Annotated in this window: 13 protein-coding genes and 1 pseudogene; 13 read left to right on the top strand and 1 reads right to left on the bottom strand. The window is 74.0% G+C overall.

Annotation, left to right across the window (positions count from 1 at the left end):
* Positions 1–17: 17 nt before the first annotated feature.
* The gene (locus tag ACFXAM_RS00130) at positions 18–482 is read left to right on the top strand and encodes an NUDIX hydrolase (RefSeq protein WP_380286767.1); all 465 of its coding nucleotides are present in this window, start codon (positions 18–20) and stop codon (positions 480–482) included.
* Between the two features lie 28 nt (positions 483–510).
* The gene (locus ACFXAM_RS00125) at positions 511–1068 is read left to right on the top strand and encodes a Uma2 family endonuclease (RefSeq protein ID WP_380286656.1); all 558 of its coding nucleotides are present in this window, start codon (positions 511–513) and stop codon (positions 1066–1068) included.
* On the opposite strand, the gene ACFXAM_RS00120 is transcribed toward ACFXAM_RS00125, so the two are convergent.
* A complete protein-coding gene (locus ACFXAM_RS00120) occupies positions 1028–4402 on the bottom strand; it encodes a BTAD domain-containing putative transcriptional regulator (protein WP_380286655.1) in 3375 nt (1124 codons plus the stop codon). The two genes, ACFXAM_RS00125 and ACFXAM_RS00120, sit on opposite strands and share 41 nt — an antisense overlap.
* A 154-nt stretch (positions 4403–4556) precedes the next feature.
* Between ACFXAM_RS00120 and ACFXAM_RS00115 the strand changes: the two genes are divergently transcribed.
* The 11 genes and pseudogenes from ACFXAM_RS00115 (at position 4557) to ACFXAM_RS00065 (ending at position 16038) form a co-directional block, all read left to right on the top strand.
* Entirely contained in the window at positions 4557–4970 is a 414-nt protein-coding gene (locus tag ACFXAM_RS00115; RefSeq protein ID WP_380286654.1) for a DUF4267 domain-containing protein, read from the top strand.
* A gap of 103 nt (positions 4971–5073) precedes the next feature.
* The gene (locus tag ACFXAM_RS00110; RefSeq protein ID WP_380286653.1) at positions 5074–5598 is read left to right on the top strand and encodes a TIGR00730 family Rossman fold protein; all 525 of its coding nucleotides are present in this window, start codon (positions 5074–5076) and stop codon (positions 5596–5598) included.
* Between the two features lie 13 nt (positions 5599–5611).
* Positions 5612–6301 carry an SDR family oxidoreductase gene (locus ACFXAM_RS00105; RefSeq protein ID WP_380286652.1) on the top strand — a complete coding sequence of 230 codons (690 nt, stop codon included), beginning with the start codon at positions 5612–5614 and terminating at the stop codon, positions 6299–6301.
* A 36-nt stretch (positions 6302–6337) separates the two neighbouring features.
* Positions 6338–7348 (top strand): methionine synthase, encoded by a 1011-nt coding sequence (locus tag ACFXAM_RS00100; RefSeq protein WP_380286651.1) that lies wholly within the window; start codon positions 6338–6340, stop codon positions 7346–7348.
* 24 nt (positions 7349–7372) lie between these two features.
* Entirely contained in the window at positions 7373–9772 is a 2400-nt protein-coding gene (gene ligA / locus ACFXAM_RS00095) for an NAD-dependent DNA ligase LigA (RefSeq protein ID WP_380286766.1), read from the top strand.
* Positions 9773–10150: 378 nt separating this feature from the next.
* Positions 10151–11809 (top strand): annotated as a pseudogene (locus tag ACFXAM_RS00090) (putative bifunctional diguanylate cyclase/phosphodiesterase); the annotation flags it as partial.
* 208 nt (positions 11810–12017) lie between these two features.
* On the top strand, positions 12018–12314 hold the full coding sequence (gene gatC, locus ACFXAM_RS00085) for an Asp-tRNA(Asn)/Glu-tRNA(Gln) amidotransferase subunit GatC (protein WP_035845952.1): 297 nt from the start codon (positions 12018–12020) through the stop codon (positions 12312–12314).
* A 5-nt stretch (positions 12315–12319) separates the two neighbouring features.
* On the top strand, positions 12320–13813 hold the full coding sequence (gene gatA / locus ACFXAM_RS00080) for an Asp-tRNA(Asn)/Glu-tRNA(Gln) amidotransferase subunit GatA (protein WP_380286650.1): 1494 nt from the start codon (positions 12320–12322) through the stop codon (positions 13811–13813).
* Positions 13810–14070, top strand: coding sequence for a hypothetical protein (locus ACFXAM_RS00075; protein WP_380286648.1), 261 nt, complete (start codon positions 13810–13812; stop codon positions 14068–14070). The genes gatA and ACFXAM_RS00075 overlap by 4 nt, the downstream gene beginning before the upstream one ends.
* Positions 14071–14144: 74 nt before the next feature.
* Entirely contained in the window at positions 14145–15653 is a 1509-nt protein-coding gene (gatB, locus tag ACFXAM_RS00070; protein ID WP_380286647.1) for an Asp-tRNA(Asn)/Glu-tRNA(Gln) amidotransferase subunit GatB, read from the top strand.
* Between the two features lie 223 nt (positions 15654–15876).
* Complete coding sequence (locus tag ACFXAM_RS00065) at positions 15877–16038, top strand: hypothetical protein (RefSeq protein ID WP_380286646.1); 162 nt, start codon at positions 15877–15879, stop codon at positions 16036–16038.
* Positions 16039–16091: the final 53 nt, after the last annotated feature.

Raw genomic sequence — 16091 nt, 5'->3', positions numbered from 1 at the left:
AGTCCTTCAAGGCTCCTATTCTCCTGCACATGAGTAACAGCGTCGGGAAGTCCGAGTCAACGCCGCTCCACTCGGTGTCCGTCGCGGGGGTGGTGGTGCGGGAGGACGGCAGGGTGCTGGCGATCCGGCGGGCCGACAACGGGACGTGGGAGCCGCCGGGCGGGGTGCTGGAGGTGGCGGAGACCGTCGAGGACGGCGTGCGGCGGGAGGTGTTCGAGGAGACCGGGATCAAGGTCGGCGTGCAGCGGCTGACCGGCGTCTACAAGAACGTGAGCCGCGGAATCGTCGCCCTGGTGTTCCGCTGCCGCCCGGAGAGCGGCAGCGAGCGGCTCTCGGACGAGTCGACCGCCGTCGACTGGCTCACGCCGGGCGAGGTCTCCGACCGCATGGCCGAGGTGTACGCGGTGCGCGTGCTGGACGCGCTCCGGGACGGCGCGGTACCGGTCGTGCGGGCCCACGACGGGCGGCAGGTGCTTGGCTGACGGTCGTGAGCCGCGTGGAGGGTGCGGCATGAGCTTCTACGAGCGGTACCACGACTTCGTCGAGGAGCTGGAGCGGATCGCCCCGGAGGGCGTCCGGATCGAGTGGTCCGGGGACGTTCTGCTCGTCCAGGCGTCGCCGCCGAACGTGCACCAGCTCGACCTTGCCTTGCTGCGCGGGCAGTTCGAGCGGCATGCCCCCGATGGGCACCTCCCCGGTGAACGTACGAGGATCGTCAGCCCGGACGTCTCCAAGGGGCGTGAGCCGGACCTCACCTACCTGCCGGTGGAGGTGCTCTCCGAGCCCGGCAACCGGGCGCCGGCGGCCGAGGCGCTGATCGCCGTCGAGATCGTCTCGCCGTCGAACCCGGGCAACGACTGGATGGACAAGCTGCACGACTACGCCGTGATGCGTGTCCCGCTCTACCTGATCGTGGATCCGCGCCGGCACACCGTGACGTTGTTCTCCGAGCCCGGCCACGACCGGTACCACACCCGCAGTGACCGGAAGTTCGGCGACGAGATCCACATCCCGGAGCCCTTCGGGTTCACGCTGAGCCTGGCGGCGCTGCTGCCGTACAAGGACTGACCCGCCCCAGGGTGGTGCCCCAGCGGTCGGCGATGGCGGTCGCGTGCGCGAAGTGGGCGGCCGCCTCGGTGTCGCGGCCGAGGAGGCGGGCGAGTTCTCCGAGGGTCCGGGCGACGGGGCGGACGGCCAGGGTGAAGCCCGCGGTGGGCGGGGGTGCGTCGCGGTGGGGGAGGAGGGTGCGGTACAGCTCCTCGGCCCGCGCCCGGTCGGCGAGGGCCACCGCCGCCATGGCGCGGAAGGTCGCGCAGACCGTGAGGAGGTAGTCGGTGCGCAGCGGACCGACCCGGGCGAGGACGGCGCGGGCCTCCTCCCGCTCCCCGGCGGCGCACAGGGCCGCCGCGAGGAGGTCCGCCATCGGCGGGCCGTACTCCTCGGTCAGCCGCCGGGCCTGCGGGACGAACTCGCCGAGCCTGCCCTGGGCGGCCCGGATCGTCGCCGTCGCGACCTGGAGGAAGCCGTCGGCGTGCGGGGAGCCCTGCCGGGCCATCCCGGCGGTGGCTTCGGCGTACAGCCGCTCGGCGTCCTCGCCGCGCCCCTCGATCAGCGCTCGCGTCGCCAGCGCGGTCCGGCCGACCACGACGGGCCCCGGCATGCGGTACGTCCGGGCCAGTTCCACGCAGGTGTCGATGTGGCCGTACGCGCCGGCGACGTCGCCTTCGGCGGCCGCGGCGGTCGCCAGGCTGGACAGGCCGAACCAGCGGAGGGCGGGCAGGTCGTGTGCCGTGGCGAGCCGGACGAGCTCCGCGCTCCGGACCGCCAGTTCGCGTCCCTCGCGGTCGGCGTCGAGCTCGCGGACCAGGGCCGCGAGCGCCCGCGCGCGCAGGCCGGGGTCGCCCGCGGCCGTCGCGAGGTCGACGGCCTCCTCGGCGGCGGCCCGCGCCCGCGGGTCCCGCACGTCGGACAGTTCGGCGCAGTAGGCGAGCAGCAGCCCGCACCGGGCGGACGGGGTGGGGAGGGGCCGGTCCAGCGACCGGCGGAGCAGGGCGACGACGGGCTCGTCGACCGCGCCGTACGGCCGGGTCTGCCACGGCGTCGGCTCGGACCACGCGGTGAGCGCGCGGATCAGCAGTTCGCTCCGCCCGGTGCCGACCGCGTGGTCGATCGCCCGCTGCCGGGTCGCGCGGGCGGCCATCACCGCCCCGGCCCGGACCTGGGCGCGCAGCAGCCTGCCCAGCAGGTCGACGCGTTCCGCCTCGCGGTCTGCCGAAGGGTCGGCCGGGGTCCGTTCGAAGCAGTCCAGCGCGGTGGCGAGCAGCTCGGCCGCCGTGTCGTGGGCGTAGCGGCCGGCCGCCAGCCCGGCCGCGCGCAGGCAGTGGTGCACGGCCTTGGCGGCCGTGGCCGACGCCGCCGACCGCGCGAAGTGGTGGGCCAGCGCCGAGACGTCACCCGAACCGAGCCGCTCCAGCCCGGCCGCTATCCGCCCGTGCATGCGCCGGGCCCGCAGGCCGCTCAGATCGGCGAGCAGCGTGTCGCGCACCAGCGCGTGGGTGAACCGGACCCGGCCCGGGGCGGGTTCGGTCAGCAGTCCGGCGACCAGGCCGCAGTCCAGCGCGCCCAGGACCCCGTTCTCGTCGGTGTCCGCGGCGTCGACCAGCAGCTCGACGTCCGCTTCGCGTCCGACGACCGCGGCCAGCCGCAGCACCGGCACCACCGCCTCGGGGAGACGTCCGAGCCTGCGGCGCAGCACGTCCCGGACGCCTTCGGGGACTTCGGACAGGGCCACCAGCGCGCCTTCGCCGCTGAGCAGCCGGGCGCTCTCCCGCAGGTAGAAGGGGTTTCCGCCGGTGCGTTCGGCGAGCGCGGCGACCGTCCCGGCGTCCACCGGCCCGCCGCCCGCGGCCTCGATCACCGCGGCGACGGCCGACGCGGGCAGCCCCGGCAACGGCAGCCGCAGCGGCGAGCGCCGGGCGAGCGCGGCGAGCCGGTCGGTGAGCGGGCCCCCGGTCTCGTTCGGCCGGTAGGCGGCGACGATCAGGACCGGTGTCGCCGGGGGCAGCTCGGTCAGGGCCGTCAGCAGGGCGAGCGTCTCGGCGTCGGCCCCGTGCAGGTCGTCCAGCAGCAGGGCCAGCGGCCGCTCGCGGGCCACCGCCGCGAGCCAGCGTGACACCGCGCGGTGGAGGCGGAACCGGCCGGCGGCCGCGTCCTCGTCGGGCTCCCGGCCGGACGGGCGGTCGGACAGCAGCGGGGCGAGGACCTCGGCCGACCCGGCCGGGGGCGGCGCGGCGGCGGCGATCGTGCGCAGCGCCGTCACCCAGGGCCACCCGGGCGGCGCGCCCTCGTCGTCGGGTGCCCGGCCGGCCGCGACCAGCCAGCCGTCAGCCTGCAGCCGCTCGCCGAGCCGCTCCAGCAGCGCCGACTTCCCCAGCCCCGCCTCGCCGGTGACCAGCGCGACGCCGGGCCCCGCGCCGGCCGCCCGGCCGGCGGCCTCCAGCAACCGGGCGAGTTCGGTCTCGCGGCCGACGAACAGCGGTGCGTCGGTGCCGGGCCGGCGGGGCGGTGCCGGGGCCTCGCGCCCTTCGGACGGGCCCGGCGCCCGGTGCCCCGGTGGCTCCGTCGCGGCGCGCAGCACGGCGGTGCGTCCGCCCAGGACGGCCGCTTCGAGCGCGGTCAGCGCCGGCCCCGGATCGAGGCCCACCTCTGCCGCCAGGACGGCGCGGGCCCGGCGCAGCGTCGCCAGCGCGTCGGCCTGGCGGCCCGCCGCCCACAGCGCGAGCGCGTGCAGGCGCCAGCCCTCCTCGCGCAAGGGCTGCTCGCGGGTGAGCAGTTCGGCCTCGGGGACGGTCACGGCGGCCTGCGCCGAGCGCAGTCCGGCGGCGACGTTCAGCTCGCGCGCCACCAGTCGCAGCTCGTCCAGGCGGGCGATCTCGGCGCGGGCCCAGGAGTCGTCGGCGAACTCGGCGTACGCCCCGCCCCGCCACAGCGACGGCGACAGCGCCTCGCCGAACAGGCGCCGCGCGGTGTCCGGCTGCCGCGGTGCGGCGTCGCGCGCCTCGCGCAGCAGCCGCTCGAAGCGCCCGGCGTCGACGGCCTCGCCGGGCAGCCGCAGCGCGTATCCGGGGGGTGCGCTGACCAGCAGCGCGGCCGGAGTGCGCGGCGCCCGGCCGGGCTCCAGCAGCCGGCGCAGGTTCGACACGTACGCCTGCAGCGACGTCACCGCCCGGGCCGGCGGGGCCCCCTGCCAGACCTCCTCGACCAGCCGGTCGACCGAGACGACCTCGCCGCGCGCCACCACCAGCCGGGCCAGGACCGCGCGTTGCCGCCGGCCGCCGAGCGGGAGGGGCCCGCCGTCCAGCTCGGCGGCGAAGGAACCCAGCACGCGTATGGAGACCGTCACCCGGCACAGCGTAGACGGCCCGATCTCCTCCAAGTCGCTTCCAAACGGCCTCCATGCGCCCCCGGCGAGGCTTCTCGCACGGACACCGGGAAGGCGCCGGCGCCGACCCGTCCGGACCTCCTCCTCGAACCTCCTCACGAAAGGCAGGAAGGCCATGAAGCGCTTCACCACCGTCCTCTCCGTCCTGAGCGGCCTGTTCCTCCTCTACATCGGCCTCCTCTTCCTGCTGGACCCGCAGGGGTCCGCGGCCGGGTTCGGCCTGCCGAGCCGGCCCGAGCACGAGGGCACCGGCTTTCTCATCGTGAAGGGCGGGCGCGACATCGGGATCTGCCTGGGCGTCTTCGCGCTCCTGCTGACCGGCCACCGCAAGGCCCTCGGCTGGGTGCTGCTGGGGCTCACCTTCGCGCCCCTCACCGACATGCTGACGGTCCTCGGCAACCACGGGTCGACCGCCATCGCGTTCGGCGTCCACGGCGCCGCGGCCGCGACGGTCGCCCTGAACGCCGCCCTCCTCCTGCGCGAACGCCCCGCCGCGCCCGCCGTCCGAACGGGGGCCGTCCACCGCTGAACGAGACCTCCGGGGGGCGTCGGGGGCACCCGCCCGGGACCGGCCCCGGGCGGGGCCAATTCGGTCGTGGGCGGGTCGGCGGGCGTGATAGACCGGGGGGACTATGAATATCTGTGTCTTCTGTTCCGCCGCCTCGCTCGACGACCGTTACTCCGCCCCCGCCGCCGAGTTCGCCCGGCTCCTCGGGGAGGGCGGGCACACCCTCGTCTGGGGCGGCTCGCACGCCGGGCTGATGGGGGAGCTGGCGGACGGGGTGAAGGCGGCCGGCGGGCAGCTGGTCGGGATCTCCGTCGAGTTCCTGAAGCACAAGGCGTACGAGGGGGCCGACGAGCTGGTCACCACGGCCGACCTCGCGGAGCGCAAGGCGCTGCTGCTGTCGCGGGCGGACGCGGTCGTCGTCCTCGTCGGCGGGCTGGGCACTCTGGACGAGGTGACCGAGGTGCTGGAGCTCAAGAAGCACGCGCTGCACGACAAGCCGGTGGTCGTGCTGGACACCGAGGGCTTCTACGCGGGCCTGCGCACCCAGATGGAGCGGATGGACGCGGAGGGCTTCCTCCCCCGCCCGCTCGCCGAGCTGATCACCTTCGCCGACACCCCGGCCCAGGTCTTCGAGCAGCTGAAGGCCTGAGAGGATCGGACCCATGGCCACTCATCTGATCACCGGCGCCGGCTCCGGCATCGGCGCCGTCCTCGCCGAACGTCTCGCCGAGCGCGGCGACGAGCTCTGGCTGCTGGCCCGGGACGCCCGCCGGGCCGCCGAGCTGCGCGAGCGCTTCCCCGGCGCGAAGACCCTGGTCGGCGACCTCGGCGACCCGGCGAAGCTCTCCTGGGCCTTCGGCCACCAGGCGCTGCCGGTCGAGCTGGACTCGCTGCTGCACGTGGCCGGCGTGGTCGAGCTCGGCCCGGTCGGCGAGCTGCCGGTCAAAGCCTGGCAGGACACCCTGAACGTCAACCTGGTCGCCCCCGCCGAGCTGACCCGGCTGCTGCTGCCCTCGGTGCGGCTGGTGAAGGGCCACGTGGTGTTCGTGAACTCCGGCGCGGGCCTGCGCGCGAGCGCCGACTGGTCGGCGTACGCGGCGGGCAAGCACGGCCTGAAGGCGCTCGCGGACGCGCTGCGGCTGGAGGAGCACGGCAACGGCGTGCGGGTCACCTCCGTCTACCCGGGCCGCACCGCCACCGCGATGCAGGTCAAGGTGCACCAGCAGGAGGGCAAGGCGTACGACGCCGGGCAGTGGATCGAGCCCGAGTCGGTGGCCAGGGCGGTCCTGGCGGCGCTGGACGCCTCCCGGGACGCGGAGATCACCGACATCACGGTCCGCCCCGGGCGCTGAGCGAGCCGGGGCGGCGCGCGCACTAGGCTCGGGCGGGTGAGCAACGGACACCCCTTCCCCGACCTGGTCGGCGCCGCCACCGGCGTCGGCTCGCTGCCCGGCACCGACGCCCGGGAGGCCGCCAAGACGTCCACCGGCGCGCTGGAGCACCTGCCGTTCCTCCCGGAGCTGCCCGCCCGCGGGCCGGGCGCCGACATGATCGGCCGCTCCGCCGGCCTGCTGGTCGAGCTGTTCGCGCAGACCGAGCCGAGCGGCTGGCGGTTCACCGACCGCCCCGGCCGGGACACCCGGCGCGCGCACTCCTGGCTGGGCGAGGACCTCGACGCCCTGGAGGAGTTCACCCAGGGCTACCGGGGCGCGCTGAAGGTGCAGGCGGTCGGCCCGTGGACGCTGGCCGCGTCCGTCGAGCTCAAGTACGGCGAGAAGGCGCTCGCCGACCCCGGCGCCTGCCGGGACATCGCCGGTTCGCTCACCGAGGGCCTGCGCCGCCACCTCGCCGACGTCCGCAGGAGGGTGCCCGGCGCGCAGGTGGTGCTCCAGCTGGACGAGCCCTCGCTGCCCGCCGTGCTGGCCGGCGAGGTGAGGACCGCCAGCGGCTTCCAGCGGCTGCGCGCCGTCGACCGGCAGCTCGCCGAGGAGGCGCTGCGGGACGTCATCGGCGCCCTGGACGCGCCGGTGGTGGTGCACTGCTGCGCGCCCCGGGTGCCGCTGCCGCTGCTGCGCCGGGCCGGGGTGGCCGGCGTCTCGCTGGACTTCTCGCTGCTGACCGAGCGTGAGGACGACGACCTCGGTGAGGCGGTCGAGGCGGGCACCGTGATCCTCGCCGGTGTCGTCCCCTCCACTGACCAGGCACTGTCGGACCCGGCCGGTAGTGTCCAGGGTGTCAGGACGTTGTGGCGCAGGCTCGGGTTCTCCCCGGAGCTGCTGGGCCGCCGTGTGCTGGTGACGCCCACCTGCGGGCTGGCCGGGGCCTCCCCGGCCCATGCCCGCGCGGCGTTGTCACTCAGCGTGAAGGCGGCCCGGAGCCTGGTGGACAACCCGGAATGAGAGATTGACGGAGGGCTTGCGGTGGTGGCTGTCGAGGGCTGGGAGGACGTTCCGGCGGAGGTGCGCAAGCGGCACGCCGAGCTGGCGGCCGAGATCACCGACCACCGGGCCCGTTACTACGAGCAGGACGCGCCGGTCGTCAGCGACGCCGAGTTCGACGCGCTGATGCGCGAGCTGGAGGGACTGGAGGCCGAGCACCCGGCGCTGGTCACCCCGGAGTCGCCCTCGCAGAAGGTCGGCGGCGCGCCCACCCTGCTGTTCGCCCCGGTCGAGCACCGGGAGCGGCTGCTCAGCCTGGACAACGCGATGGACGACGAGGAGCTCGCCGCCTGGGCCGAGCGGGTCGCCACCGAGCTGTCCGGCATCGAGTACCACTACCTGTGCGAGCTCAAGGTGGACGGCCTGGCCGTCAACCTCACCTACGAGAACGGCCAGCTGGTGCAGGCGGCGACCCGCGGCGACGGCCGGGTCGGCGAGGACATCACCGCCAACGTCCGCACCATCAAGGAGATCCCGCACCGGCTCCGGGGCGACGACGTCCCGGAGCTGGTGGAGATCCGCGGCGAGGTCTACTTCCCGACCGAGGCCTTCGAGGCGCTGAACGCCTCCTTCTCGGAGGAGAACGAGCGCCGCCGGGTGGAGAACGAGGAGCGCGCCAAGGAGGGCAAGCGCCCCCGGGCGATGATCCGGCTCTTCATGAACCCGCGCAACGCCGCGGCCGGCTCGCTGCGGCAGAAGGACCCGCTGGTCACCGCCTCCCGCCCGCTGCACATGGTGGTGCACGGCATCGGCGCGCGCTCCGGCTTCGACATCGACAACCAGTCGCACGCCTACGACCTGCTGCGCGAGTGGGGCCTGCCGACCGCCCGGCACAACAAGGTGGTCGGCACGCTGGAGGAGGTGCGGGCGTTCATCGAGCACTTCGGCGAGCAGCGGCACTCGGTCGAGCACGAGATCGACGGCGTGGTCGTCAAGGTGGACGAGATCGCGCTGCAGGGCCGGCTCGGCTCCACCTCCAAGTCCCCGCGCTGGGCGATCGCCTGGAAGTACCCGCCGGAGGAGGTCACCGGCAAGCTGGCCGCGATCAAGGTCGGCATCGGCCGCACCGGCCGGGCCACCCCGTACGCGGTGCTGGCCGAGCCGGTGAAGGTGGCCGGCTCGATGGTGCAGTACGCGACCCTGCACAACCAGGAGATCGTCAAGGCCAAGGACGTCCTGCTCGGCGACACGGTGGTGCTGCGCAAGGCCGGCGACGTGATCCCGGAGATCCTCGGCCCGGTGTACGACCTGCGGGACGGCACCGAGCAGGCGTTCGTGATGCCCTCGCACTGCCCCGAGTGCGGCAGCGAGCTGCGGGCGATGGCCGAGGGGGACATCGACCTGCGCTGTCCCAACGCGCAGTTCTGCCCGGCCCAGATCCGTGAGCGGATCGCCTTCCTCGGCGGGCGCTCGGCACTGGACATCGAGGGCCTCGGCTACGTCGCGGCGACCGCGCTGACCCAGCCGCTGCAGCCGGCCGAGGCGCCGGTGGGCAACGAGGGCGACATCTTCGGACTGTCGGTCGAGCAGCTGCTCCCGATCAAGGTGCTGGTGCGCGACCAGAAGACCGGCATGCCGAAGCTCGACGACGAGACCGGCGAGGAGAAGGAGGTGTTCTTCTTCGCCACCACGACCGGTGCGCCGAAGAAGAACACCGGGCTGATGCTGGAGAACATCGAGAAGGCCAAGGACCGCCCGCTCTGGCGGTTCCTCAACGGCCTGTCGATCCGGCACGTCGGCCCGGTGGCCGCCCAGGACCTCGCCCGGGAGTTCCGCGACCTGGACGCGATCTTCGCGGCCGGTGAGGAGCGGCTGGCCGCCACCGAGGGCGTCGGCGCCGGCACCGCGCGCTCGATCATCGAGTGGTACCAGGTGGACTGGCATCGGGAGATCGTCGAGAAGTGGCGCGCCGCCGGTGTCCGCTTCACCGAGGAGGCGGCCGAGGAGGAGGGCGAGCGTCCGCTGGAGGGGCTGACGGTCGTCGTCACCGGCACGCTGGCCGGGCACACCAGGGACGGCGCCAAGGAGGCGCTGACCTCGCGGGGCGCGAAGGTGACCGGCTCGGTGTCGAAGAAGACCCACTTCGTGGTGGCCGGCGACAACCCCGGCTCCAAGTACGACAAGGCGGTCCAGCTGGGGCTGCCGGTCCTCGACGACGCGGGCTTCGCGATCCTGCTGGAGCAGGGGTCGGCCGCCGCCCGGGTCCACCTGGGGCTGCCGCCGGAGCCGGAGGAGGAGCCGGTGAAGAAGGCCCCGGCGAAGAAGGCGCCGGCGAAGAAGAAGGCGGCCGCCGGGAACGCCGCCGAGGGGGCGGAGCAGCAGCCCGCCGCGGAGTCCGCCGAGGAGCCCGCCGAGCAGCCCGCCGCGGAGCCCGTCGAGGACTGACCCCACGCGCGGAAGCCCCGAATCCGGCTTGTTATCGTCCTGATGCAACGTCACCGGGTGCCGCACAGTGTTAGCGGGCATCGTGTCACTGTGCGGCACCCGGGGGGCGTGGCGGCGTATGTCCGGTTGTCTGAAAGTCTGCCCGTCGGGTGAAGCCACGCATACCCTGGAGCGCAACAGAGTGTCAGCAGGGGTGGGGGTACCGGCTGAGCCGGACTCCGCGGGGCCGCTCCCTGCCCGGCAGGCTGCCGGTACCGGTACGGTGCCTCACCGCTAGGCGGCCTGACGGGGCGGGCCCGACGGAGGACAGGGCTTATGGATCGTACGACCGGCGGCGCGCCCACACGCCCGCCGCAGGGGGTGGCGGGGGCCGTCCTGCTGCTCGGCGTGCTGCTGGCCGGCGCGGCGCCGCTCATCCCGCTGGCCGTGCTGGTCTACCGCTACGAGGCCGAACTGCTGCCGCTGTTCGCGGTGCCGCTGGCCGTGCTGGTCGCCGCCTGGCGGATCGCCCGGGACCGCGCGCGCGACCAGCTCACCGATCCGCTGACCGACCTGCCCAACCGCCAGGCCCTGCTGCTCGCCGCCCAGGAGGCGATCGCCGAGCACTCCGAGGGCTACAGCGTCGGTCTGATCCTGCTCGACCTCGACCGCTTCCGGTCGCTCAACGACACCCTCGGCCACACCGCCGGCGACCGGCTGCTCGTGCACATCGCCCGCCGGCTGCACCGCGCCCTGCGCTCCGGCGGGGCGGCCGGCAGCGCCACCCGCGAGTCCATCGACGACGTCTTCGCCGGACTGCCCCGGCACTACCGCGGCCGCCCGATGGTGGCCCGGATGGGCGGCGACGAGTTCGCCGTGCTGCTGCCCGGCATCGGCTGCCCGGACTCGCTGGAGAAGGTCGCCAAGGCCCTGATCGCCGAACTGGCCGCGCCGATCCGGCTGGACGGCCTGCTGCTCGTCCTGGAGGCGAGCGCCGGCGTCTGCGTCTTCCCGCAGCACGCCCAGGACGCCGAGTCGCTGCTGCGCCGCGCCGACGTCGCGATGGGCCACGCCCAGCGCGGCCGCACCTCGGTCGAGCAGTACGACGAGACGCAGGACGCCGACACCCCGTACCGGATCGGCCTGCTGGGCGACCTGCGGCGGGCCCTGGAGACCGGCGAGGTGCAGCTGCACTACCAGCCCAAGGTGGCCTTCGACGGCCGGGTGGTCGGGCTGGAGGCGCTGCTGCGCTGGGAGCGACCCGGCCAGGGCCGGGTCTCGCCGGACGAGTTCGTCGGCCTCGCCGAGTCCAGCGGGCTGATGCCCCGGCTGACCGACTACGTGCTGGAGGCCGCCGTCGGCCAGCTCGCCCACTGGCGCGAGCAGGGCCTCCAGGTGCAGGTCGCGGTGAACGTCTCGCCGCGCGACGTGCTCAACCCCGGCTTCGCCCAGCGGGTCGCCGGCCACCTCGTGCGCCACCAGGTGCCGGCCCACGCGCTCCAGCTGGAGATCACCGAGCGGCTGCTGCTGGACGACTCCCGACGGGCCGCCGACACCCTCGCCGAACTGCGCGGCTACGGGGTCGGGATGTCCCTGGACGACTTCGGGACCGGCCACTCCTCGCTGGTGCGGCTGCGCAGCCTGCCGGTCGGCGAGCTGAAGATCGACCGCTCCTTCGTCTCCCGGATGGCCACCGACGACCACGACGCGGCGGTGGTCCGCTGCTCGGTCGAGCTGGCCCACTCGCTCGGCCTGACCGTGGTCGCCGAGGGCGTCGAGGACGACGAGACCTGGGAGCGGCTGAACTGCATGGGCGTGGACGCGGTGCAGGGCTGGCTGGTCTCGGCGGCGCTGCCGGCCGAGCAGGCCACCGCCTGGCTGCGGGTGCACCGCACCGGCGCCCCGCCGGTGGAGCGGCTCGCCGCCGCTCCCGTCGCCGAGCGGCTGCCGCCGGTGATCAAGCCCGCCCTGCCGCCGGTGATCCAGGCGGTGCAGGCCGCCGCGGTGGAGATCCAGGCGCCGCCCCGGCACAGTTGGGCGCCGACCCGCCCGCAGTGAGCGGCGGTGAACGGCGGTGAACGGTGGTGCGCGGCGGCAGTGACCCCGGCCCACCGCTGGTCGTTGGCCGGTGGCCGGGCCGCGCCCCATAGGATGGTCACCACAGACCACGAGGACGGGAGTGCCTGACCGGCCGCTCCCGGCCCGGGCCCGGCGCCGTCGGAAGGCGGATCCGGGCCTCACCAGAACTCACCCTGAGGATCGCTGCATGCCTGGCATCACGCGCGAGGAGGTCGCCCACCTCGCTCGGCTGTCGCGTCTTGAGTTGCAGGCCGAAGAGCTGGACCACTTCGCCGAGCAGCTCGACGTGATCATCGGCGCGGTCGCCCGCGTTTCCGAGGTCGCCGGACAGGACGTCCCGCCCACCTCCCACCCGCTGCCGCTGACCAACGTCATGCGCGCGGACGAGGTCCGGCCGTCGCTCACCCCGGAGCAGGCGCTGGCCGGCGCCCCGGCCGCCGAGGAGCAGCGTTTCCGTGTGCCGCAGATCCTCGGGGAGGACTGACCGAGATGACCGACCTGATCCGTTACACCGCCGCCGACACGGCCGCCGCCATCGCCAAGGGCGAGGTCTCCGCCGTCGAGGTCGCGCAGGCGCACCTGGACCGCATCGAGGCCGTCGACCAGAAGGTCAACGCCTTCCTGCACGTCGACACCGAGGGCGCGCTGAGCGCCGCGCGGGCCGTCGACGAGAAGCGCGCCAAGGGCGAGGAGCTGGGCCCGCTGGCCGGTGTCCCGCTGGCGCTGAAGGACGTCTTCACCACCAAGGGCGTGCCGACCACCTGCGGCTCGAAGATCCTCGAAGGCTGGATCCCGCCGTACGACGCCACCCTGACCTCGCGGCTCAAGGACGCCGGCGTCGTCATCCTCGGCAAGACCAACATGGACGAGTTCGCGATGGGCTCCTCCACCGAGAACTCGGCCTACGGCACCACCGGCAACCCGTGGGACCTCTCCCGGATCCCCGGCGGCTCCGGCGGCGGCTCGGCGGCCGCGCTGGCCGCCTTCGAGGCCCCGCTGGCGATCGGCACCGACACCGGCGGCTCGATCCGCCAGCCCGGCGCCGTCACCGGCACCGTCGGCGTGAAGCCGACCTACGGCTCGGTCTCCCGCTACGGCCTGGTGGCCTTCTCCAGCAGCCTGGACCAGGGCGGCCCGTGCGCCCGCACCGTGCTGGACGCGGCGCTGCTGCATGAGGCGATCGCCGGCCACGACCCGCTGGACTCCACCTCGATCGACGCGCCGGTGCCGGCCGTCGTCGAGGCCGCCCGGATGCGTGACGTCCGCGGCATGCGGATCGGCGTGGTCAAGGAGTTCGCCGGCGAGGGCTACCAGGCCGGCGTCATGCAGCGCTTCGACGAGTCGGTGGAGCTGCTGCGCGAGCTGGGCGCCGAGGTCGTCGAGGTCTCCTGCCCGTCGTTCACCCTGGCGCTCCCCGCGTACTACCTGATCGCGCCCAGCGAGGCCTCGTCCAACCTGGCCCGCTTCGACGCGATGCGCTACGGCCTGCGGGTCGGCGACGACGGCACCCGCTCCGCCGAGGACGTCACCGCGCTGACCCGCGAGGCCGGCTTCGGCCCCGAGGTCAAGCGCCGCATCATCCTCGGCACCTACGCGCTCTCCTCGGGCTACTACGACGCCTACTACGGCTCGGCCCAGAAGGTGCGCACGCTGATCTCCCGCGACTTCGACGCCGCCTTCGCCGGCGTGGACGTCCTGGTCTCGCCGACCACCCCGACCACCGCCTTCCCGATCGGCGAGCGCGCCGACGACCCGATGGCGATGTACCTGGCCGACCTCTGCACGATTCCGTCCAACCTTGCGGGCAACGCGGCGATGTCGCTGCCCTGCGGCCTGGCGCCGGAGGACAATCTCCCGGTCGGCCTGCAGATCATCGCACCCGCGATGGCGGACGACCGCCTGTACCGCGTGGGCGGCGCCGTCGAGGCCGCACTCAACGACAAGTGGGGGCACACCCTGCTGGAGGAGGCACCGGCACTGTGAGCAAGATCGAGAAGGCGAAGGCCCAGTCTGCGTCTTTGAAGGGGTGGAAGCACTCGAAGCCCGGGCTGTGGCTGTCGATCGGGACCAGCGCGTTCGGCGCGATCTCCATCGCCAAGGACGTCCGCAAGGCCCGCGACGAGAGCGACACCCTCAAGCTGGTCAACGCCCTCGTCGGCGCCGCCGCCCTGGTCACCGGCACCGCCCTGCTGGTGCGCGAGCTGCGCCGCCTCGGCGACGACGACGTCCTGCTGGGCTAGCCCGTGGGGCCCGGCGGGTACCGCGGTACCGGCCGGGCCCGCACCACCGAAGACTTTTGAGTGAAGGGGACGCTGTGAGCGTCAAGAACCTGGTCTCCTACGAGGACGCTCTCGCGTCGTACGACCCGGTGATGGGCCTTGAGGTCCACGTCGAGCTCGGTACCAAGACCAAGATGTTCTGCGGTTGTTCGACCGAACTGGGTGCCGAGCCGAACAGCCAGGTCTGCCCGACCTGTCTGGGGCTGCCGGGCTCGCTGCCGGTGGTCAACGCGGTGGGCGTGGAGTCGGCCGTCAAGATCGGCCTGGCGCTGAACTGCGAGATCGCCGAGTGGTGCCGGTTCGCGCGGAAGAACTACTTCTACCCGGACATGCCGAAGAACTTCCAGACCTCGCAGTACGACGAGCCGATCGCCTTCAACGGCTACCTCGACGTGCAGCTGGAGGACGGCTCGACCTTCCGGGTGGAGATCGAGCGCGCCCACATGGAGGAGGACACCGGCAAGTCCAGCCACGTCGGCGGCGCGACCGGCCGCATCCACGGCGCCACGCACTCGCTGCTGGACTACAACCGGGCCGGCATCCCGCTGATCGAGATCGTCACCAAGCCGATCACCGGCGCCGGCGAGCGGGCCCCCGAGGTCGCCCGCGCCTACGTCGCCGAGCTGCGCGAGGTGATCCGCTCGCTGGGCGTCTCCGAGGCCCGGATGGACAAGGGCCAGATGCGCTGCGACGTCAACCTGTCGCTGCGCCCGAACGGCACCGAGACCTTCGGCACCCGCTCGGAGACCAAGAACGTCAACTCGCTGCGCAGCGTCGAGCGGGCCGCCCGGTTCGAGATCCAGCGGCACGCCACGGTGCTCACCGACGGCGGCACGATCATCCAGGAGACCCGGCACTTCCACGAGGACGACGGCTCCACCACCTCCGGCCGGATCAAGGACAACGCCGAGGACTACCGGTACTTCCCGGAGCCGGACCTGGTGCCGATCGCGCCGTCCCGCGCGTGGGTGGAGGAGCTGCGCGCCGCGCTGCCCGAGCTGCCCCGGGTGCGCCGGGCCCGGCTGCAGGCCGAGTGGGGCCTGTCGGACAAGGACATGCAGTCGGTGCTGAACGCGGGCGCCGTCGAGCCGATCCAGGAGACCATCGCCGCCGGCGCCCCGGCCGACCAGGCCCGCAAGTGGTGGATGGGCGAGCTGGCCCGCCGCGCCAACGAGACCGGCACCGAGCTGGCCGAGCAGCCGATCACCCCGGCGCAGGTCGCCCGGGTCACCGCGCTGGTCGCCGAGGGCAAGCTGAACGACAAGCTGGCCCGCCAGGTCATCGAGGGCGTGCTGGCCGGCGAGGGCGAGCCGGACGAGATCGTCGAGAAGCGCGGCCTGGCCGTCGTCTCGGACGACTCCGCGCTGGGCGCCGCCGTCGACCAGGCGATCGCCGAGAACGAGGCCGTCGCCGCCAAGATCCGCGACGGCAAGGTCGCCGCGGTCGGCGCGCTGGTCGGCGCGGTCATGAAGGCCACCCGCGGCCAGGCCGACGCGGCCCGCGTGAAGGACCTGATCCTGGAGAAGCTGGGCGTCTCCGCCTGAGTTTCCAAGGCGTCTAAGGCGGTCTAAGGCCTACTTAGCCGTCCGAGGCCCGGTCTTACCCCCTCCCGGGGGTGAGGCCGGGCCTTCGTCGTGTCCCGGGGCGCCGGCCTAAGGCCTCCCGGCCCCGGAAGATCCGGAAGCCTGCCGATGCCCGCCACCCCCCTGGGGGAGGAGTCTCTACTCAGCGAACGGAACCGACGAAGAACCCACGAGGGGAACCACCGTGATCGAGTACGAGCTCATCAAGCAGCAGGAACTGGAACTCCAGGCCCTGGCCGAGCACCAGCGCCTGGTCCGCGCGGCGAAGCCCGCCAAGCGCACCGGGTGGCGGCCGAACATCGGCCTGCGCGTCCAGCGGCGCACCGCGCGCGTCGGCGAATGCTGACGGACCGGCACCGGGGTGCCGGGCGGGGAACGGAGGGGGAGGCGCGACGGGGG

The organism is Kitasatospora sp. NPDC059462, assembly GCF_042749955.1.
GTDB lineage: Bacteria > Actinomycetota > Actinomycetes > Streptomycetales > Streptomycetaceae > Kitasatospora.
The sequence above is the reverse complement of the archived record's forward strand: the minus strand, read 5'-3'. Positions and strand labels throughout refer to the sequence as shown.

Coding starts and splice junctions, on each gene's coding strand:
- gatC (WP_035845952.1), top strand. CDS start 12,018: ATGCCTGGCATCACGCGCGAGGAGGTCGCCCACCTCGCTCGGCTGTCG.
- ACFXAM_RS00125 (WP_380286656.1), top strand. CDS start 511: ATGAGCTTCTACGAGCGGTACCACGACTTCGTCGAGGAGCTGGAGCGG.
- ACFXAM_RS00105 (WP_380286652.1), top strand. CDS start 5,612: ATGGCCACTCATCTGATCACCGGCGCCGGCTCCGGCATCGGCGCCGTC.
- ACFXAM_RS00115 (WP_380286654.1), top strand. CDS start 4,557: ATGAAGCGCTTCACCACCGTCCTCTCCGTCCTGAGCGGCCTGTTCCTC.
- gatA (WP_380286650.1), top strand. CDS start 12,320: ATGACCGACCTGATCCGTTACACCGCCGCCGACACGGCCGCCGCCATC.
- ACFXAM_RS00110 (WP_380286653.1), top strand. CDS start 5,074: ATGAATATCTGTGTCTTCTGTTCCGCCGCCTCGCTCGACGACCGTTAC.